Source organism: Bacillus sp. AFS077874 (assembly GCF_002566505.1).
GTDB lineage: Bacteria > Bacillota > Bacilli > Bacillales > Bacillaceae_G > Gottfriedia.
Genome location: NZ_NUYF01000010.1, coordinates 99238 through 118813, shown reverse-complemented (window position 1 = coordinate 118813; position 19576 = coordinate 99238). Strand labels below are relative to the sequence as shown.

At 33.1% G+C, this 19576-nt stretch carries 25 protein-coding genes; 17 read left to right on the top strand and 8 right to left on the bottom strand.

Going from position 1 to position 19576, the window contains the following annotated elements; all coding sequences use genetic code 11:
- Positions 1–71: 71 nt before the first annotated feature.
- On the bottom strand, positions 72–752 hold the full coding sequence (bshB2, locus tag COJ46_RS11825) for a bacillithiol biosynthesis deacetylase BshB2 (protein ID WP_097974658.1): 681 nt from the start codon (positions 750–752) through the stop codon (positions 72–74).
- 16 nt (positions 753–768) lie between these two features.
- Positions 769–1113, bottom strand: coding sequence for a YojF family protein (locus COJ46_RS11820; protein ID WP_097974660.1), 345 nt, complete (start codon positions 1111–1113; stop codon positions 769–771).
- 425 nt (positions 1114–1538) lie between these two features.
- Between COJ46_RS11820 and COJ46_RS11815 the strand changes: the two genes are divergently transcribed.
- Positions 1539–1928 (top strand): FtsB family cell division protein, encoded by a 390-nt coding sequence (locus tag COJ46_RS11815; protein ID WP_097974662.1) that lies wholly within the window; start codon positions 1539–1541, stop codon positions 1926–1928.
- 291 nt (positions 1929–2219) lie between these two features.
- The gene (locus COJ46_RS11810; protein ID WP_056475504.1) at positions 2220–2537 is read left to right on the top strand and encodes a hypothetical protein; all 318 of its coding nucleotides are present in this window, start codon (positions 2220–2222) and stop codon (positions 2535–2537) included.
- A 55-nt stretch (positions 2538–2592) separates the two neighbouring features.
- Here the strand turns inward: COJ46_RS11810 and tatC are convergent, their stop codons facing one another.
- The gene (gene tatC, locus COJ46_RS11805; RefSeq protein WP_097974664.1) at positions 2593–3321 is read right to left on the bottom strand and encodes a twin-arginine translocase subunit TatC; all 729 of its coding nucleotides are present in this window, start codon (positions 3319–3321) and stop codon (positions 2593–2595) included.
- A gap of 335 nt (positions 3322–3656) precedes the next feature.
- Between tatC and COJ46_RS11800 the strand changes: the two genes are divergently transcribed.
- The 3 genes from COJ46_RS11800 (at position 3657) to COJ46_RS11790 (ending at position 5088) form a co-directional block, all read left to right on the top strand.
- Positions 3657–4259: a metal-dependent hydrolase gene (locus COJ46_RS11800; protein WP_097974666.1), complete on the top strand. Its 603-nt coding sequence runs from the start codon at positions 3657–3659 to the stop codon at positions 4257–4259.
- A 77-nt stretch (positions 4260–4336) separates the two neighbouring features.
- Positions 4337–4765: a hypothetical protein gene (locus COJ46_RS11795; protein WP_097974668.1), complete on the top strand. Its 429-nt coding sequence runs from the start codon at positions 4337–4339 to the stop codon at positions 4763–4765.
- Positions 4766–4788: 23 nt separating this feature from the next.
- On the top strand, positions 4789–5088 hold the full coding sequence (locus tag COJ46_RS11790) for a DUF2653 family protein (RefSeq protein WP_097974670.1): 300 nt from the start codon (positions 4789–4791) through the stop codon (positions 5086–5088).
- Positions 5089–5134: 46 nt separating this feature from the next.
- On the opposite strand, the gene COJ46_RS11785 is transcribed toward COJ46_RS11790, so the two are convergent.
- The gene (locus COJ46_RS11785) at positions 5135–5329 is read right to left on the bottom strand and encodes a YqzH family protein (RefSeq protein WP_097974672.1); all 195 of its coding nucleotides are present in this window, start codon (positions 5327–5329) and stop codon (positions 5135–5137) included.
- A gap of 164 nt (positions 5330–5493) precedes the next feature.
- Here COJ46_RS11785 and COJ46_RS11780 point away from each other — a divergent pair, with 164 nt between their 5' ends.
- The 10 genes from COJ46_RS11780 to COJ46_RS11740 all read left to right on the top strand — a co-directional run bounded on the left by COJ46_RS11780 (position 5494) and on the right by COJ46_RS11740 (position 14494).
- Complete coding sequence (locus COJ46_RS11780; RefSeq protein WP_097974673.1) at positions 5494–6756, top strand: Y-family DNA polymerase; 1263 nt, start codon at positions 5494–5496, stop codon at positions 6754–6756.
- Positions 6757–6843: 87 nt separating this feature from the next.
- Positions 6844–7176 carry a YolD-like family protein gene (locus COJ46_RS11775; protein ID WP_056475525.1) on the top strand — a complete coding sequence of 111 codons (333 nt, stop codon included), beginning with the start codon at positions 6844–6846 and terminating at the stop codon, positions 7174–7176.
- Positions 7177–7254: 78 nt separating this feature from the next.
- Positions 7255–7479, top strand: coding sequence for a DUF1659 domain-containing protein (locus COJ46_RS11770; protein ID WP_097974675.1), 225 nt, complete (start codon positions 7255–7257; stop codon positions 7477–7479).
- 17 nt (positions 7480–7496) lie between these two features.
- The gene (locus COJ46_RS11765) at positions 7497–7712 is read left to right on the top strand and encodes a DUF2922 domain-containing protein (protein WP_056475532.1); all 216 of its coding nucleotides are present in this window, start codon (positions 7497–7499) and stop codon (positions 7710–7712) included.
- Positions 7713–8090: 378 nt separating this feature from the next.
- Positions 8091–8930, top strand: coding sequence for a Cof-type HAD-IIB family hydrolase (locus COJ46_RS11760; RefSeq protein ID WP_097974677.1), 840 nt, complete (start codon positions 8091–8093; stop codon positions 8928–8930).
- Positions 8931–9111: 181 nt separating this feature from the next.
- Positions 9112–9288, top strand: a complete 177-nt coding sequence (locus COJ46_RS24475) for a hypothetical protein (protein ID WP_176522473.1) — start codon at positions 9112–9114, stop codon at positions 9286–9288.
- Between the two features lie 527 nt (positions 9289–9815).
- Positions 9816–11492 (top strand): GMC family oxidoreductase, encoded by a 1677-nt coding sequence (locus COJ46_RS11755; protein ID WP_097974679.1) that lies wholly within the window; start codon positions 9816–9818, stop codon positions 11490–11492.
- A gap of 816 nt (positions 11493–12308) precedes the next feature.
- Positions 12309–12755 carry a BclA C-terminal domain-containing protein gene (locus tag COJ46_RS11750; protein ID WP_097974680.1) on the top strand — a complete coding sequence of 149 codons (447 nt, stop codon included), beginning with the start codon at positions 12309–12311 and terminating at the stop codon, positions 12753–12755.
- Positions 12756–12933: 178 nt separating this feature from the next.
- The gene (locus tag COJ46_RS11745) at positions 12934–13428 is read left to right on the top strand and encodes a DinB family protein (RefSeq protein ID WP_097974682.1); all 495 of its coding nucleotides are present in this window, start codon (positions 12934–12936) and stop codon (positions 13426–13428) included.
- Positions 13429–13594: 166 nt separating this feature from the next.
- The gene (locus COJ46_RS11740; protein ID WP_176522474.1) at positions 13595–14494 is read left to right on the top strand and encodes an aminoglycoside phosphotransferase family protein; all 900 of its coding nucleotides are present in this window, start codon (positions 13595–13597) and stop codon (positions 14492–14494) included.
- A gap of 60 nt (positions 14495–14554) precedes the next feature.
- On the opposite strand, the gene COJ46_RS11735 is transcribed toward COJ46_RS11740, so the two are convergent.
- From COJ46_RS11735 to COJ46_RS11725, 3 genes are all read right to left on the bottom strand, one after another.
- Positions 14555–15175: a class D sortase gene (locus tag COJ46_RS11735; protein ID WP_097974686.1), complete on the bottom strand. Its 621-nt coding sequence runs from the start codon at positions 15173–15175 to the stop codon at positions 14555–14557.
- A 3-nt stretch (positions 15176–15178) separates the two neighbouring features.
- Positions 15179–16252 carry a processed acidic surface protein gene (locus tag COJ46_RS11730; protein ID WP_098565952.1) on the bottom strand — a complete coding sequence of 358 codons (1074 nt, stop codon included), beginning with the start codon at positions 16250–16252 and terminating at the stop codon, positions 15179–15181.
- A gap of 144 nt (positions 16253–16396) precedes the next feature.
- Positions 16397–16606: a CDGSH iron-sulfur domain-containing protein gene (locus tag COJ46_RS11725; RefSeq protein WP_069033382.1), complete on the bottom strand. Its 210-nt coding sequence runs from the start codon at positions 16604–16606 to the stop codon at positions 16397–16399.
- 195 nt (positions 16607–16801) lie between these two features.
- On the opposite strand from COJ46_RS11725, the gene COJ46_RS11720 reads away from it, so the two are divergent.
- Together COJ46_RS11720 and COJ46_RS11715 are read left to right on the top strand one after the other, a co-directional pair.
- On the top strand, positions 16802–17389 hold the full coding sequence (locus COJ46_RS11720) for a GNAT family N-acetyltransferase (RefSeq protein ID WP_097974689.1): 588 nt from the start codon (positions 16802–16804) through the stop codon (positions 17387–17389).
- Positions 17390–17447: 58 nt separating this feature from the next.
- Positions 17448–18611 carry an iron-containing alcohol dehydrogenase gene (locus COJ46_RS11715; protein ID WP_097974691.1) on the top strand — a complete coding sequence of 388 codons (1164 nt, stop codon included), beginning with the start codon at positions 17448–17450 and terminating at the stop codon, positions 18609–18611.
- Positions 18612–18646: 35 nt separating this feature from the next.
- On the opposite strand, the gene COJ46_RS11710 is transcribed toward COJ46_RS11715, so the two are convergent.
- Positions 18647–19567, bottom strand: coding sequence for an alpha/beta hydrolase (locus tag COJ46_RS11710; RefSeq protein WP_097974693.1), 921 nt, complete (start codon positions 19565–19567; stop codon positions 18647–18649).
- Positions 19568–19576: the final 9 nt, after the last annotated feature.

Sequence of the window (19576 nt, the reverse complement as noted above, 5' to 3'; positions counted from 1 at the left end):
CCTCCAGAATAGTTTAATCTCTTTTTCTTTCTACAGATATAAGGTATTTACCTTCTTACATTGGTTAGTGCTTATTCAAACTGATACGTATAGAATGATTCCTTAGCAAAAAATGATTTTAATCGATCATCGGGTATATCCTCAAATTTTTCGATTTTAACGACATCTTTTAGCATCGCCTCTGTCTGAGAACGGTGTGCTTTCATCGTTCTTAGTTTCTGGGTTGCAACATCCATTACATCATTCACGATATCTGGTTTTCCTAAAACTTCAAAGCGTTCTTTTGTAATCGCGATACACCATACTGTTGGACGATCTTCCTTATCCATTCGTCGAACTGCTTCAACAGCAGCTCTTGCAGTTGCATCGTGGTCTGGGTGGACACCATGTTCTGGATAAAAAGTAATTAATAAAGTTGGCTGAATCTCGTCGATGATTTCCTTTATTGGATTAATTACATCCTCAGGGTCTTCAAATTCAATTGTTTTATCATGGAATCCTAGCATTCTTAAATCTTGGATTCCCATTTCCCTACAAGCGTCGATTAATTCGTTTTTACGTATTGTAGGAAGTGATTCTCTTGTTGCGAAAAATGGATTTCCCATATTTCGTCCCATTTCTCCTAAAGTTAAACAAGCGTATGTAACCGGAATCCCTTTATTTGTAAACTTCGAAATCGTTCCAGCAGCCCCAAAAGCTTCATCATCAGGGTGAGGGAACACAAGTAATACTTTTTCTTGTTTTTGACTCATTTTTAGTGCTCCTCTCTTAAAATGGTGTATAGCTTAAATGTATTGCGATTGCAAGCTTTCCATCCTCATTATGACCTGCTAGTAGGAGGCGACCTTTGTCATCAACTTCAAAATCAGTTAATCCTTCTGCAACAACCCAGCCTTCTTCAAGCTTTAATCCGACACGGTATGGGTATTTACCTGTGATTGTAGCACGGCTAATGATTACTTTCGTATTTCTGATAAAGGCATTTACCGTCATTACTTTTTCATTAAAGTGATTAGCATATGCACCATTTGTAGTTTCTAAATGTAAATAGACTGTTTGATTTATATAATTTTGAAGTGCATCTTGGGCAGCACCAATTTCTAATTTTTGCATTTTCTCGTACCTCCTTTAAAAAGTATTATAATCCAACTTTCCCTAAATTGGTAATTTGTTGGCTTGTGATTTTGAACATAAAAAGATCCCTATCTAATTGGGTGATAGGGATTGGGGGGATGTGTATAACATGATTACTAAAACTTAACTGTTTAAATATTCAGTTAATTTATATTTAATATACATGATGGGAAAATATTCGTCAACCACTTTTGTTAAAAAAATTTAAAATATTCAAAAAATAAGAAACTAAGGTAATTAATGGTATCTTTTTATTGATAATACGTGACTAAAACTCGACAAAAAAGACTAGTTTTTGTGTAAAATAGTCAAATTTTTACTTGTTTTACCTTTTTTTCCTTTTCTAAAAAGATATTAATTGTTAAACTAGAGTAGAATAATATTTTTAAAGGGAGGTTTTTAACGTGAAGGCAGAAGCGCGAAAACTATATAATCCACAAAGAGAAGAATTAAACAAGCCTTCTCGTAATCAATTTCCGCAGACTAAAAAAAGAAAAACAATACGAATCCATCGAATCATTTTGACAACATTATTTTTGTCTTTAATTGTCGCGTCTGGAATATATATGTATAGTCAAAACAAGATCGCTTCGGCAAAGCAACATGAACTTTCAACATTACATGTCGAACAAAAAAAAGTAGCTAAAACTGAAAAAGATTTAAACAGACAGATTAGACTATTAAATGATCCGGATTTCATAGCAAACTATGCTCGTGATCAATACATGTTCTCTAAAAAAGGAGAAACAATCATCATCGTGCCGAAATCGAAAGATGAGATCAAATCAAACTAATAATTAATTAAACTTAAAGATTCTCATATAGGTGGGAATCTTTTTTCTATATTTATTATAGAACTAATGTTCGTTTTATGCAAATTTGAAGTCGAACGTACGAGCTTAAATAGGAAGAAGGGAATAGAATTATTTCATATCTTTTACATTTTTGTCTTATAAACAGACTCTTTCTCTTATCACTTTGTTGTCTATTTAGTTCTAATTACCCATGATTTCTACAAAATTTTTACTATTCTGAAAAATACATCTTTGTTATAATTTAAATAAGCTTAAATAAGGAGGATTAACATGAAAAAGTTCATTTACGTTTTTGCTATTTTAATTGTACAAGTAATTTTGACGTTCCTTGTTAGTGTTCTCTCGGATTCATCGGCTAGTAATATTGCTATTATGGTAGGATTCGTTACGACGGTCTTCCTTTATTGGAAAACAGCTAAAAAAGTAAGTTATACTCCTCTGCAGCGATATCAATGGTTGCGTGCTGCTGGATTAGAATTTAATGACTTACATAAAGATTTTCAAAGAAAAATTGCTATTAAAGCATCGTTAATTTATAGTTTTTCAGGTTTAGTTGTTACTTTGTATACATCACATATTTTATTATAAGGAATAGTCAAAAAAAATGGACAAGCATACTAATTGCTGTCCATTTTTTTGTTTTTTATTCTAATTCATGTTGTAGGCGTTTAATACGTCTTCTATATGCAATTGATGAAACAAGAATACTTAATTCGTATATAACTAACAATGGTAAGCTTGTCATCATATCAGATACAAAATCAGGCGGTGAAATTGCTGTTCCGATAATAATAAGGATAAAATATGCAAATCGTCGAGATTTTCTTAAAAATGCTGGTGATACGATTCCGATACTTGTTAAAAATAGTATAATGACTGGTAAATCAAAGAAAAACGCAAAAGGAACAACTAAGTTAAATAAGAAGCTAAAGTAGCGTTCAGCTGTGAATGTAACTGTTACTAAGTCTTCTCCGATGTCCTGTAAAAATTTTAAAACGTTTGGAAAGATGAAGTAATAGCCAAATGCTAATCCACAAACGAACAATAAGAATAAAGCTGGTATGTAAAGCATTGTGCTTTTTCGTTCTTTTACATGCAAGGCCGGCTTTACAAACGCCCATATTTGGTAAGCTATGACAGGGATACTACACGCGATCGCGAACACTCCACCAATCATTAGATAAATCCAAAGGACATCACTTGGACCAAGTGCTAGAAGCTTTCCATGCAAATCTTGTACAAGGAAATTGAATATAGCTTTCGTATAATATAATCCAATTCCTAAAAAAATAACGAATGCAACAATAACTTTTATTATTCGATTTCGAAGCTCATCTAAATGGTCAATGACACTCATTTCTTTTTCTTGCATAATTTCCCCCAAAGCAAACTGTGAAAGTATTTTATTACACTTTATAGTATAAATTGGCTGGCGATGTTGATTACTCGATGTAGTTTGCCAATTCTAGGAATAAAGTGTAAGTGCAACTACGTCTTTAGTCTTCGCCTAATAGGCTCACCAATCGACTAGTTTTCTATAATACCTAAGCTTCCTATATTTTGTCAGAAAAAAGAACAATCGTCAATGAATATAAAGACATTAATTATTCTTAAATTACCATCATTTGTTAATTTAAGAATATGAAAACTAACCTTATCCGACTATAATAAAAGTATGAATATGTAAGATAAGGAAGGTATGAATTTTTGGATGGAAAAAGTCATGTAATTGTAGGACTATTTGCAACTGGTGTCACAATGTATGCAACAAAAAATGATTCTATGACCGTCCCACTTATAGTTGGTGCAATCAGTAGTTTGGCTCCTGATTTAGATCATCATAATGGTTCACTAACAAAGAAAGTTTCAATGCCGCTAAAAGTTCTGTTCAGCTTATTATTTTTAGCAGTTACATTATTTATTGTTGTGAAGACAGGGAAGTTAATTTATTCTGGATCATGGATTTATGCAGTAGGTATTCTCTTATTATTTATTATTTGTGTTAGCTGGTTACGGAACTTGAAAACAATATTAATGTTAACAGGCATATTAATTGCAGTTATTGGTTGGTTTTTCTTTTATGGTTATTGGTCAATTTTTGCGCTTGGATTATTTATTGCTGTTTCTTCGAGATTAAAGCATCGTGGACCAACTCATTCTCTTTATTTTTTAGCCGTTTGGAGTGGAATTTGTTATTTGCTGCAAAAAGACTTAATGATAAATGGGTTATGGTTAGCTGGTACAGTGGGTTATTTTTCTCACCTATTAGCGGATCAGTTGTTTACAAAACAAAGTATTAAGTGGTTATAGACCTCTTTAATTGTCACATTTTTTTATTAAAAAAGATCCATACTAAGAAAGATGTGAAGATGAAAGAAGGGTCAATATTGAAAAAAATAAATTCTCTAATATCCATGTGGATTTTGTTTTTTATGCTTGCTTTGTCAATCCCGGTTGATGCCAGTAGTAATACGTATAACCATCAACGTATTAAAGTGAATACTAATTCTTTTGTTTCTAGCAAACAACCATCAACGCATCTTGCAATTAGGAGATCGTATCGTTCTAATAGAAGTTATCGACCAACAGCACCTAGGTCCAGCTATCGATCGTATAGAAGTCCTGGAAGGAATTTTTTAGGGTATGCAGGTGCATTTGGGTTAGGCTCTCTTTTTGGTTCAATGCTAAACCCATTTGGTGGCTACTATGGTGGTCAGCAGTTTGGTTTTTCATTTTTTGGTTTACTATTAGATTTTCTCGTAATAATAGTGATTATTTGGTTTATTAAGAAAATCTTTCGTAGAAACCGATATTAACTTTCCCCTTCCCGAGGTGACTTGTGAAAATCTATTTTGATGAACAAGATGTTGCTAATGCAATTTGTGTATATGTGGCAGATTTAGAAGGAATTCGCCCAGAAAGTGTGCAAATTGAGTTTCAATTTGATGAGGATGACGGGGTAAGCTGCCAAGTTTCGGCCAATTATCGGAACGTATTGTATTATGAGCAACAAATATCTGACGCAATTGGTTTTTACTTGGAAGAGATTCATCGTTTTTCATCCTATGCAATGGAAATCATTATTGGTTTTGATGAAGAAGATGGAATTACGAGTGAAATATCATTTGTCTATTCATAAAACCCTAGAGAGAACTCGACGTTCTTTCTCGGGTTTTTTCGATTGCTTAGGCATAATTGGTTACGTATTCGTAAACAATATCTTGTACTAATTCGTGTAATTCACGGTCATCATTTAATTGTTCGGTAACGATTTGTTCGTACAGTTTATCTAGCATATCAGCTGTAATCCACTGTTCGTGTTCTCCTCTATATTGCATTAACGCTCGTTTAATCATCTGCTTTACAAACTGTCCATCCACTTTTAGTCTTTCCTCCCTTAATCTAATTTTAGTATAGCTAAAATTTTGTATTGTTCCTAGCGAAAAAATTTTATTGAAATCGAACGTATATTCGTTTAATATATGTTTATAATAAAAATAAGAACATTAGTTCTGCTATTTTTTGGAAAATCGGAGTGATATGTATGAGCATTTGTTATGAAGAGTTACCACATCATCGGATATTATGCATCGATATGAAGAGCTTTTATGCAAGTTGTTCTGCGGTCATGCTCGAATTAGATCCATTAGAATGTTATTTAGCAGTTGTTGGAGATGTGGAGAGGGAAGGAAGTATCGTACTTGCAGCTTCCCCGCGATTAAAAAAGGAATTTGGGATTAAAACAGGATCAAGGGTTTTTGAAATACCAAGAGATTCGCGAATCAAAATTGTAAATCCTTCAATGTCAAAATATCTAGAAATCTCAACGAACATAGTAAAGTTATTAAATGAATTTGCACCTTTAGAGGATTTACATGTATACAGTGTTGATGAATGTTTTTTAAAGGTCGATGGAGTGAAGAGATTATGGGGGGATGCATGGGAGATTGCCGAAAAAATTCGTAATGAGATTATGGCAAGATTTCAATTACCTTGTTCGATTGGGATTGGACCAAACATGCTTTTGTCGAAACTCTGCTTAGATTTAGAAGGAAAAAAAGATGGGATAGCGGAGTGGACTTATGAAGATGTTGAAAAGAAACTATGGCAGGTGAGTCCTCTTAGTGAAATGTGGGGTATCGGTAAAAGAACCGAACGAACTTTAAATACAATGGGTATTTTTACCGTAGGACAGTTAGCGAAATATCCTCTTCATTTGCTGGAGAAGAAATTCGGAGTGATGGGAAATCAACTATATCATCATGCGTGGGGAGTAGATCTGTCTGAGCTAGGTGCTCCAATAATGAACGGACAAATTAGTTTCGGTAAAAGCCAAATATTAATGAGAGATTATACGAAAGTCGAAGAAATTAAATTTGTTATTCGTGAAATGTGTGAAGAGGTTGCACGCCGAACTCGTAATGCTAGGAAGGCAGGACGTACGATTACATTAGGAATTGGATATAGTCGGGAAGAATTCGGTGGAGGATTTTCCCATGCGTTTACAATGGATGAACCTACAAATATTACTTCAGATTTGTATGAGATCTGTACAAAACTATTTGATCGATATTATGAAGGGAAGACAGTTCGGCAAATTCTCATTTCTCTTTCGAATATTGTAAGTGATGAAATCATGCAGTTAAATTTGTTTGATCAGAAAAAACCTCAAAAGCGCAATTTAGGATATGTGATGGACGCAGTCCGAAAAAAATACGGATCATCTTCGCTCCTTTGGGCTGTTTCTTATGCGGAAGGAGGAACAGCACTTGCCAGAAGCAAGCTGGTAGGTGGACATAAAGGTTAAAAAATTTCCTTTTGTCCTTTTCCCCCTGCAAGTGAAAGCCACTAGTTCTACCTAAGGTAAAAAGAGAAGAAAAGGAGAAGAATGCCGATGATTCGTGACCGTGGCACAATTAAATGGACGTCAATGATGTTACCAGAACATGTAAAAATGCTTCGTGATTGGAAAGTATCACAAAATTATGAACAACAAAAAGATGTAGATGAACAACTATTAGAGGAAATGAACCGTCATCTTCAACAGGCAATTCACGAAGATGAAAGTGTACAAATTACTTATTATAAAGACCACTATCACCATAATGTAAAAGGAAAAATAGGGAAAATTAATTTACACCAAAATAGGCTATCTATTTATGAAGAACAAGCTGGATATATGGAGCTGTTATTAAGTGATATTGTGGACGTGAAAATCGGATCTTGAACATCCAAAAAAATAATTAACCATTAACGAAAATCCCTCCTTTTTTAAGTACATATACATCGAAAGGGGGAGTTGAAAATGGCACAAATTGCTACTCAACAACTAACATTGTATGTAAATTTACATGCAGGAAAAGATGCACAAGGAAAAATCATTATCAAGAGGAAGGCATATAAAAATGTCCGAGTTGATGTTGATTTAGTGAAGCTAAGTGAAATCGGTAGTGCCTTAGCATCATTGCAAGATCTACCATTAGTAGAGCTAGAAGTATTAAGCAATGGACTACTTTTAAACAGTCTATAAAAAAGGAGGAAAGCGATATGATTCAAACATTAGAGCTTAAATTTTTAAATGAAAACGAAAAGGTTGTTACGCTAACAGTAGACAATCCAACAATTCCAGTTAATCCGACATTAATCAATCAAGTAATGGATAAAATTGTAGCAAACAATGTATTCACTTCTACAAGTGGAATTGTCGTAGCCAAACAAGGCGCACGCTTGGTTGGTAAGGAGATTATTGAGATCGAGTTATAAGTATTATTAGGAAAAGAGTTTTGTAGGTAGTTTAAGACCTTCTGAAATGCAGAAGGTCTTTTCAGAGGTGTAAAATATACATGAGTCAATACTAGAAGTTGTGAAAACGAGCACCCCGTAGTGGAAATCAACATCACTACTCCTTTACAAAAATTTGGAAATTAATTGACAAAGTACAAAAACTTGAGTTTCAGACTGATTNNGTTTGTCAACAGTCTGAGACCTTCTGAAATGCAGAAGGTCTTTTTTTGCGTTATAATAATAAAGAATGAAAACATAAAATAGAAGATAGTTAAATTGTAATAAGAATGCTTTAGTAGAATTGGGGAATAGTTAGCATTCAGATTATAAGAGAATAGTAGAAAAGGAGAGAACGACATGGCACTAATTGCAATTGATATGGATGGTACACTGGTAAATGGTAAGAATGGAATACCAATGGAAAACATTGAAAGCATCCGGGCGGCACAAAAGGAAGGAATCCATGTTGTCATTTCTACAGGTAGAATGTATGAAAGTGCGAAGGAAGTATTAGATGAAGCTGGACTAACTTGTCCAATTGTTTGTTTAAATGGCTCACAAATATATGACTATGAGGCGAAAATTTTACACAACGATTCAATGGATAAAGAAATTTTTGCGAAAGCCTTAAGCATATGTGAAGCGGAAAATAAAACATTTATTATTAGTACTAGTGAAGGATCATTTACAAAGTGTCGAGATACACTATATGATGAATTTTTCACTGATAAGCAAACTGGTAAGACACACAAAGTGACAGCTACTTTAAGAAAAGTTCGAACTTATTCTTCTATTGAGGATTTTAATAATCTTGATGTATATAAAATATTATTTCTTTCCAATAAAGAAGAGGTTATTAGTCGCATTCGTCTAGAACTAATGCAAGAAGAGGGTCTACTGATTACTTCGTCAGGCTCAAATAACGTTGAAATTAATGCAGCAAATGTAAGTAAAGGAGCGGCATTATTAAAGCTTGCACCAATCCTTGGAGTAGATTTAAATGAGAGCATGGCAATTGGAGATAGTTTTAATGATGTCTCTATGTTTAATCGAGTAGGCTTTCCAGTAGCTATGGGAAATGCGAAAGAAGAGCTAAAAGGACACTGTGCATTTGTTACAAAAACAAATGAAGAAGCAGGCGTAGCCCATGCAATTTATCATTTTTTAGATCAAAAACAAAAATTAAAGCAAAGTTAAATTCAATTTATAGACTGGCAAAAGAGAGGAATCAAAAGTCAAAGTACTTTTGACACTCTCTTTTTTTTATGGGAAATATTGCTGATTTTCTAAAATTTGATATAGTTCCATATTAAAGACATAAAGATTGTATAGGCTAACATAATCTAAATATAAACTATAAAGGATGTGGAGTGTTAAAATGGATGCAGCCTTAGGTGTATTTCCAATCATTATTATGCTTTTTTACATTGCAATTCCTGTAGGTCTTATAGTAGTAATCTCCTACTTCTATAAATTATTTAAAATCCGAAACGAGGAATTAAAGAAGCACAATGAACTATTAAATCGGATTGTAAATGTACTAGAGAGGTCTTAGACTTTCGCAATCCTAGATGATTTAAAAGAACTAGTCGGAAGATGACTAAGGTTAGTATATAAATCAACTTAAAACCATTGATAACACTGAGTTTAAGTGAATTATTTTAGTATGTTTTATCGTCGTTTTTTATAGTTTTACATCATTTTTTACATCAGATTTACATCAATTCATAATAGATTTACATTTTCTAAATTAGAAAAGAACTGCAAATTTAGCAGTTCTTTTTTATTTATTGTCTATCACTATATTTAAATAGCTTTTATTTAGCCTGAATTTGATAGTAGGAATTATTTTAATACACCCTAAACACCTTGAACTGTTATCTCTTCTAAAAACGGCCTTTAAATGGAAAATAGATCTATTTTCATTTTTGTTTAATTAAAAGGTTAATATTTGCATACAATTATATCCAATAAGAAGCCAATTATGTCAGTAAAACCCATTTATTTGAATAAATTTGGATAATAAATCATAACTATGAAAAGTCCACATTATGCAAAACCAGTAATGGAAGGAATGATACTGTGACGAATGATAACACTTTTGATTTTATTGTGATTGGTGCAGGAACAGCAGGTGGTGTAATTGCAAAAAAATTATCAGATGACAAAATTACTTCCGTTTTGGTCCTGGAACCAGGCACAAATATGGTTCAAGAGCTAAGCAGCCCTTCAGGTGCAGTATCAGGTGTTTTGTCTGCTGATAATAGGCATTCCTTTAATATATTTACAAATGTACAACCCGGAATTGGGAACCAACAACTTAGAGTATCAGGCGGTAGAACAATCGGTGGAAGCTCCGAGCATAATGCCATGTATGCTGTACGGGGAAGCAAGGAACTTTATGATGAATGGGCACGCTTAGTGGGACCTCAATGGAGTTATAACAGTGTAAGGCCTTTATTCAAAAAAAATGAAACCTATACTGGAAAGACTCAACAACCAGAAGAACGAGGGAAAAAGGGCCCTATTTTTGTCAGACAACAAATCATTCCTAAGGATGGGATTACCGTTACATTAGCAAAGGCAACATCAGAAATATTAGATATTCCCATAGTCGAGGATTACAATACTGGTATTAGGGATTGTACTTTTTTTAAATCGCAGTTTTTAAACAAAGAAGTAAATGGAAAGTTTGTTCGCTCATCTACTGCAACAGGATATTTAAACAGTAAAATAGTGACACAAGGAGATGAGTTCCATCCAGATGAAGTTGGAGTTGGTGGCAGAGAGTTAGTTATTTTGGTAAAAACAACAGTAAATAAAATTCTATTTAAGCAAGAAGGACAAATTCAAGTTGCAGTTGGAGTTGAATTTGTCAGAAACGGCAAATCAAATAAAGCATTCGCGAAAAAGGGAATAATTCTTAGTGCAGGAAATTTATCTTCTGTTATATTACAACGTTCGGGAATTGGGGATCCGGATGATCTGAAAAGAGCAGGTATAGAAACTTTAATTTACAGTCCAAATGTAGGACATAACTTTCAAATCCAATTTACAACCGGATTGGGAGTTGAAGTTAAAACCGATCGGATTTTAGAACTCATCGCTGCAGACCCAGACAATCCAATTACACTAGGTGCATTTAATGCAGATCGAGGTAAAGGAGGGCGCCGCCTTCAAATAATAGGATCACCAGCACCGTCGTTTCTTCCTGCCTCAGAGGTATTGGAAAATAATTGGGATTTCGATCCAAAAAAGAAGAGCAATATCATAAGTTTTGGACTTTTTGACGATAACCCAAAAAGTAGAGGTACTATTATGGTCTCACACAGCGATCCTGAGGCATATCCTACCATAGACCTTAATCCGCTTGGAGATGTAGATGACCTGAATTTCATGGTTGATCAGTTTATTGAGACCCACAACATTATGAAGAAAGCACGTGAAATCGATCCTGAAGGAATATTCAAAGTCGTATTCCCTCCTGAAAATATCTTTGAGATAAAAAATATCAAAGAAAAGCGTAAAAAATTAGAAAGTTTCGTTAGAGCCTCATATCGTAATGTTTTCCACTTTGGAGGTCAATGCAAAATGGCAAAGAGTGTTCGGGAAGGTGTCGTAGATGGAGAATTGAATGTTTTTGGAACAAAGAATCTTAAAGTAGCTGATCTTTCAGTCGCTCCTATTTTACCAGATGGCAACACTTCACTCCCTTCTCAAATTATTGGATTAAATGCTGTACGATTCATTCAAGAATAATCTCCAATTTAACAATTATTTGGTGCTAATTTTTTCACCCTTTTTTCTTCTACTTAGACGTTGGTGTTATTTTTAATTGGTGTCCTAGTTAAACATTATTATAACCAGATGTACCACAGAATATAGAATACTTTAGCTACAAGCATTGACAACTAGGACACATAAAATGATATAAGTGATTTGTTAGAGATTCCTTAAGATAAAGAACCATCTTTCATCGTACATAAACAGGTTTGTGAAGCATTGTACTTAAACTAACGCATGCGTGTGCGGCCGAGCATAGGTCGTGTCATATAACGGGTGGGATTCCCGTCGAGTAAGAACTAGCCAATCGCTCGTAGCGAGTCTTGGAGGATTAAAGGTAACTTTAATCTTTAAGCGTAGACAGTTAGGTGGCGGGCCGAAAGCCAAATGGTTGAAGGGATTGTACACGGGTATAACATCAGTCACTATTGTTTTCCGCCATTACTTGAATAATTTAGATATTCATTCTTCTCTTACTTTAACAAATACAATAAAAAAGCCCACTAAAAAGTGGGATTTAACTTCTATTTACATCAAATTTACATCAACAATTAATTTTATATCTACTAAAACATTGATATATCAACGTTTTTATCAAAACTACCTTAGTCCGATGATGACTAAGTTTTTTTAAATCTATTAAAATTGAAAAAAAATAAAAAAACTAGTGGACATGCTGTAACGAAAAGAAAAAACTTTCATATTAATAAACTATATCAACAAATATAGACAAGCCTTTAATATGTTACTCCTAAGAGGATTTATGTCTAAATAATAAGAAAAGGTGATAGTATGAGATACCCAAGACCGCCAAGACATCATTTTCCACCAATACATCCTGGCGAAAGTTTTGCATTTGTTACTAATAGTGGTGGAACAGTTTCTGTTATAAAAGAAGGTACAATTGTAACTTTTCCATCATTTCAGTATTTAGGTGAAGGAGTTACAATTGATCGAGCAAATGATCGACTAACAGTTGAAGTACCAGGTAATTACTTTATTACTTACACAGTGAATTTAAATGCACTATTAGACGTATCTACAAGAATATTAGTAAATGGTAGACCTATAAATGCATCAGCAATCGTAAATGAAGTGAATAGATCCATTTACGGTAGCCAAATGATCTTACCATTAGACGCTGGAGATACAATTTCACTTCAATTGTTTGACTTTGTTGGAGATGTTAAGTTGTTACAAGGCGCTGGAGCTACAATTAATCTATTCAGAGTTCATTAGTACAAGTTTTAATCGTTACTCCTCAAAAGATTCCCTATTTGCGTTACAAGAATGCACTGCTTTTTAAAAAGTGGTGCATTTTTTAATAGGCATAAATCATAAAGTAATAAAGGTGAATCTAGTAATAACCACGAAAGTACATATCGTAAAGTATAAAATTAACAAGGGAGAATGATCTATGAGTAAAAAAGAGTTTCTATTAGATCAATTAGAAGTCTGTAGAAATGTTGAAAGTTGGATTCAACCTTTAAGTGTAGCATTGGAGAATTTAAGTTTAGAGGATATAAGTTGGAGACAAAATGATTTTACTCATACGATCGGTGAAATCGTATACCATCTGTATTTCTATAATGAACGATGGTTGAGAAGATTTAATGGAGAAATACCAACTGAAGTGATAGAAAGTAATGCTTCAACTTTTCGGGAGATGGAAAATTTAACAAAAAAAGATTGGCAGTCGCTTGTTAAACGGTTAGATGAGAATTTAGCGAATTGGCAGCAAGCTATAAAAGAAGCAGATGAATCAAAGCTTTATGAACAAATTCCAAATTTTCCAGTAGATGGAATCTGGTGGAGAGCGTTATCTAATCTATGTACTCATAATGCTTATCATATTGGGCAAATCCTCTACATACGAAAAGCACTAGGTTCATGGGTATCAAAAGAAGAGTAGGAAGCTAATACGGATAATAAACATCATTAAATAATTTATATTGTCGTATAGGAAATAGTAGGCTATTTTGGAAGAAGTGGTAATGGATGGAAATAGAATTGAAAAAAGATAAATAAAGGAAAATGGGGAACTAAAGATGATCACACAAAATGTTAGGGGTTACATTTTGAATAAGTACAATATAAGCGAAGTGGATTTTTTAGGAAAAGGGCAAGAAGCAGAAGTTTACTCTTATGATCAAACGAGAGTCTTAAAATTATATAAACCAACCGCATATTCAAAGTTAGAAATATTAAAGCAATTTTATGAATCAATGAATTCAAGTGATGCAAATTTTGAATTACCAAAAATTCACGAGATAATAAAAGAGAAGGATGTTATTTTAACAATTGAAAAACGAATTGAAGGCAAAAATATTCAAAAGGATTTATCAAATTATGATGAGCAAGTATTAGATTCTTTCTTTGAAAACTATCTATCTACAATAGTAAGTATTCAAAAGATTGAATTGGAAGAGCAATTTAAAGGCATTAAATTATTAAGTGATTATGATGAAATTTATACAAAGGACTGGAACGATTTTTTAAAACAATCGTTACTAAGAAAAAATACAGAAGTAGATCGATATTTGAAAAGAGATGTATTAGATTACGAAGTGAAATTAAAACGATTAATGGATGCATTTTCAGTTGGATATGAAGGGGAATATGCATTAGTACATGGTGATTATTATCCATCAAATCTATTAGTAAATTCAGATGGACGAATTAATGGTGTAATTGATTTCGGATTAATGACGTTATATGGGGACCCATTATTTGATGTTGCACTAAGCTGGATTTTATTTGATTTATATGATGAATTGGGTGAAATAAAGCTAGAAAAATATTTAAATAAAGTAGTTAATCAATTAGGGGAAGAAGTTAGAAGTACAATCTATTTGTACGTTCTATTTTATAGTATCTATTCGGCAAATTTCTTTTCAGAAACTTGCAGTGATGGACACTATCAATGGAGTGTTCGTAATTTAAATAACGAAAAGTTTTGGGCTGCACTAGAAAATTAATGAAAATATGAAACTACTAATAAAAAAATGCTCACTATTAAATAGTAAGCATTTTTTTGTTTATTTATTTACTTCTGATTTAACTAAACCAGCTACAAGTATATAACGCTGTGGTGCATGTCCAATAAAATTAAACGGATAACAAGTGCTTACCGTTAAAGTAGGTCTTGGTTTTGGGATAATAACAGTACGATCATCTTTATCAACGATGCGAATCTTATGAACTTTGTAAGTAAATGTACCAGCCGAAGTTTTAACAATTAACGGATCGCCCACTTTTACTTTGCCAAGCTCACGGAATACAGTATCTCGATGTCCAGCAAGAACACTATTATCTCTTTCACCTGGCATCACAGATTTAGCATAATGACCTATTCCTTTTGCAAGCTCATCCTCATCTGTCCCGTGGAAGATTGGTAGAGTTGCAGAAATTCGAGGAATTGTTAATGAACCCATTTCATCGCCAAATTTAGGATAAGTCGTATAAAGCGGTTCGTCTCTTTTAATTTGCTTCAATTTAGTTGCTGTTTCTGTTTTGATTTCTTTTTTGAAATCATCCTTAGAGTGTTTATACAGCACATAAGTTTTAATTAAAGAATAAGCATTTGTTGTAGCAAAAAATAATCCGACAATAAAAAGGAGTGCTGAAAAAATAAGTATAACTTTTCGTTTACGATTCATAGCTTATCGTTTAACAATTACCTTTTTACGTAAAACAACAGCAGTTAACATCATTAACATACCAACCATTGTCCATTCAGTTGTATGAGTTGCAGTAGTTGGAAGTTTTCCGCCATTTTCTGTTCTTACAATAACATTAGGTTTTGGGTTCTTAGTTGCTGGTTTTGGGTTTTTAATTGCTTTTTGAGTATCTTTAACGATATCTACTATTTCATCATCACCAATTACTTCATCTGCTGAAAATAAAGCGTCTAATAATAGATTACCAGCGTTGTCATAAATCTCTAAATATACTTTTATATTTTCCATAGAATCCATAGAATCATCCATAGTAAGTAATTTAGCAAAAGTTAAAGGAGTTTTAACGCCATTTTGTTCAATTGCAACTTTAATATCGATTTTTAAAGTAGATTGAAGCTCTTTAACGATATTCATTAATTCTACTTTTAATTCAGCTGGTAATTCTTCTGGAGTAGCCTCAGTATCCATTGAGAAAAATTCAGGATAATTTTCTTCTAAAGCAGATGCACGTTCTCCTAGTGCTTCTAATTTTGCTTCAATAGCAGGATCATCATTTACAACTTTTTCTAGGTATGCAGATAGATTATTAATCTCCGCTTCAGTAATTCCGAACTCTGAAAGAGCAGAAGAAATATCTTCCATAGAAGGGAATTCATCTTCTACACTACCTGACTCATCTTCATCTAAATAAATTAAGTTTTCGATATCAGAAGTAAAATAATACGTATCTAGTAATGATGCATTTTTGTCCATATCATCATAGTAGACTGCTAGATCGATAATTTCCTCTTCAGTGTAACCGTACTCATCTAGAAGAGCGTCTAAAGTTTTTTGTGTAAGTCTTTCACCTAAAGTATCTTTTAACTCATCAACTGAATCGAAATCAGAGATCGATTCACCGTAGTAAGAATTTAAATAATCCTCTAATTGTTTTTGAGTTAGGTTGATACTTACTAAATAAGATTTTAATTCATTTGCATTTGGCGCTGCATAAGCAGTTACGCCTGGTACTACTAATGCTGCAGATAAAACGACTGAAGCTAATACCTTTTTCATATTATTTCCCCCTTAATAGTACATTCCCTATATGTAAATGTGATTAGATCAGTTTAATGAATGATTCAAAGGTAATAAAGGTATGAGGGCATAAGAAAGCCGATTATTTAAAATTGCTCAATAATCGGCGCCAGAAAAATAAAATTATTCTGATTCTTTAGGAGCTCGAACGACAGATTCGAATTTTCCTTTATGGGTACCGTCACAATATGGTAATTTACTTGACATGCCGCATCGACATAATGAGAAAGCTGCTTTTTGCGGATATGTATTCCCTTCAGCATCAACTAACTCAACAGTACCAGTTACACGTAAAGGACCATTATCTAAAACCTTAATTTGAACATCAGACATATTAAATTTCCTCCTACACATCTTAGAATTATTATATATTAAATTTAAGTTAAAATAAATGGGTGATTTTAATAAAGTATTAATTTTTAACATGAAATTAACATGGATTTAGTATAAAATGAAAAGGTTGTTTTTTTTATCCTAAAAAATGATAAAGGTAAACTAAGAAAAAGTTAAGATAAGGAGTGACAATTCATGATTCGAATAGCAAAAAAAGAAGATGCCAAACAAATTGTCCCTCTAATTGTACAAGCGATTGAAGATATTGTATTTATGTTAACAGGGACATCATCATACGAACAAGCAACACCAATTTTAGAATATTACGTTCAATCAGAACAAAATAGACTAAGTTATCGTAATTGTTTAGTGAAAGAAATTGAAGGAAAAGTAGTAGGAGTGATTATAGCCTACCATTCCATAGAACTATCAGTACTTGATCGTGAAATGCTTGAAATAATAAGTCGTAATTTAAATATACAAGATGTTAAAGTTGATAAGGAAGCAGATGATGAAGATTTTTATATTGATACATTGTCAGTGCATCCAGAATATCAAGGCAAAGGAATTGGAACTGAATTATTAGAAGGATTACTTTCTTTTGCCAAAAACAAAGGGATTGAAAGAGTTTCATTAAATGTAGATCAAGACAAACCTTCTGCTCGCCGACTATATGAAAAAGTGGGATTCAAATATGAGAAAGTTAGATTTATTATGAATCATTCATACGATTATTTAGTGTTCCCAATAAATGAAAAAATATTCGAAACAAAAGTCGTTTAAGATGCATCCTTTCGATTGTTTAAGTTAAAATTAAGTTTGAACAATAGGAGGGATACATATGAATTTTTTTACATTTGCAAATCCAACAGAATTAATATTTGGTAAAGATAGTGTACAAAAGTTAAAAGAAAAGGCTGCTAGCTTTGGAAAGAATGTTTTAGTTGTATACGGTGGTGGAAGTATTAAGAGAAATGGTCTATACGATCAAATAGTAGGCATTCTTAAAGAAGCTGATAAAACGGTTTATGAACTAAGCGGAGTTGAACCAAATCCTAAATTATCAACAGTTCATAAAGGGATACAAATTTGTAAAGAAGAAAATATTGACTTTGTTTTAGCTGTTGGTGGTGGTTCTGTAATCGACTGTACAAAAGCTATTGCAGTTGGTGCAAAATTTGATGGTGAGATTTGGGATGTTATTACACGTAAAGCATTCCCAACAGATGCATTAAAATTTGGAACAGTATTAACGCTTGCAGCAACTGGTTCAGAAATGAACGCTGGGTCAGTTATTACAAATTGGGAAACAAATGAAAAATTAGGTTGGGGAAGTAAATTTAGTTACCCAACGTTTTCAATTCTAGACCCTCAAAATACGTTTACAGTTCCTCGTGATCAAACAGTTTATGGATCAGTGGATATAATGTCACATGTAATTGAATCATATTTCCATCATGGAACGAATACAAAAATTCAAGATCGTTTCTGTGAAGGTATTTTAAAAACAGTTATTGAAACTGCTCCGATCGCAGTAGAGAAATTGGATGATTATGAAGCTCGTGAAACATTATTATATAGTGGAACGATGGCATTAAATGGAATCTTAAGTATGGGTGTCCAAGGTGATTGGGCTACACATAATATCGAGCATGCTGTTTCTGCAGTAACAGATATTCCACACGGCGGAGGATTAGCAATTATTTTCCCACATTGGATGGAATATGTAATGAGCGAAAATGTTGATCGTTTCTGCCAATTTGCAGATAGAGTATTTGATATCAGGCAAGAGTCAATGTCAAAAGAAGAATGGGCATTAGCTGGTATTAAAGCTTTACGCACATTTTGGAACCAAATAGGTGCGCCAAGTCGTTTAAGTGAGTACGGTATTACAAAAGAGCAACTACCTGAAATGGCTGCTAAAACGGTTAAATATGGTCCATTTGGTAACTTCAAAAAATTAGATCAAGAAGATGCATTGAAAATTTTAGAGGCAGCTCTTTAAGAAAAACTGGACAGAGAAATAACTCTGTCCAGTTTTTATATTGAATGATGGTTAACGCCAATATTATTTAAAAAAGTTGAAACAATTGAATAGTAATCATCTTTATTTTCATTTAAACTCATAGCGTGTGCACCATTTTCAGCAATGAATAGTTCTCTCTTATTTTGATTTTTCGCTTCAAATAATTTAAGTGTATGTGTAAATGGAATATAAGGGTCTGGTTTACTATGAACAAATAACACGGGATTTTTAATATAATGTGCAGCCAGTAAAGGGGAAATATCCTTAATGAAAAATCCATTCCGAAGCTTTAACCAAATGCTAGAAACGGGAAGGATTGCCCATTTAGGAAGTTTATAATCCATTTTTAAACGATATGTAAGCTGTTCCTCAAATGTAGAGAACGCGCAGTCTGAAATATAGAAAGCTGCAGAATCCTCAACAAAACCAGCATATTGTAACATAGTGCAAGCTCCCATTGACTCCCCATGAATGCCAAGAACAATCTCACCTTTTAAATCCTTTAAATATTGAACCACAGTTTGTAAGTCATATTTCTCATAATAACCATAGCTAGTCGTATGACCACCGGACTCCCCATGTCGCCTATGATCATAAGTAAGTACATTAAAGCCAAGCTTTAAAAATAACTCAGCATATTTAATAGAGTTATTCTTATTAACCGTTACACCATGTGTAATAATGACCCAATTATTTGTATCAAAGGCCTCAAACAAGTATCCCTTTAATTCATACCCATAACGAGATTGAATAGAAAAGGGCTGTTTTTGAACAGATCGATACAATCCTTCATCAAATCGGAAATTTTCCAACTCGCGCTGATAAATAAACTCGAGTGAATTTGTTTTCATAAACAAAACTTGCTGCGTAAAATAGTAACCAACTCCAATAAAATAAATGAGAAAAAGAACAGCCACAACAAGCCAAATCATCATAATAGAACC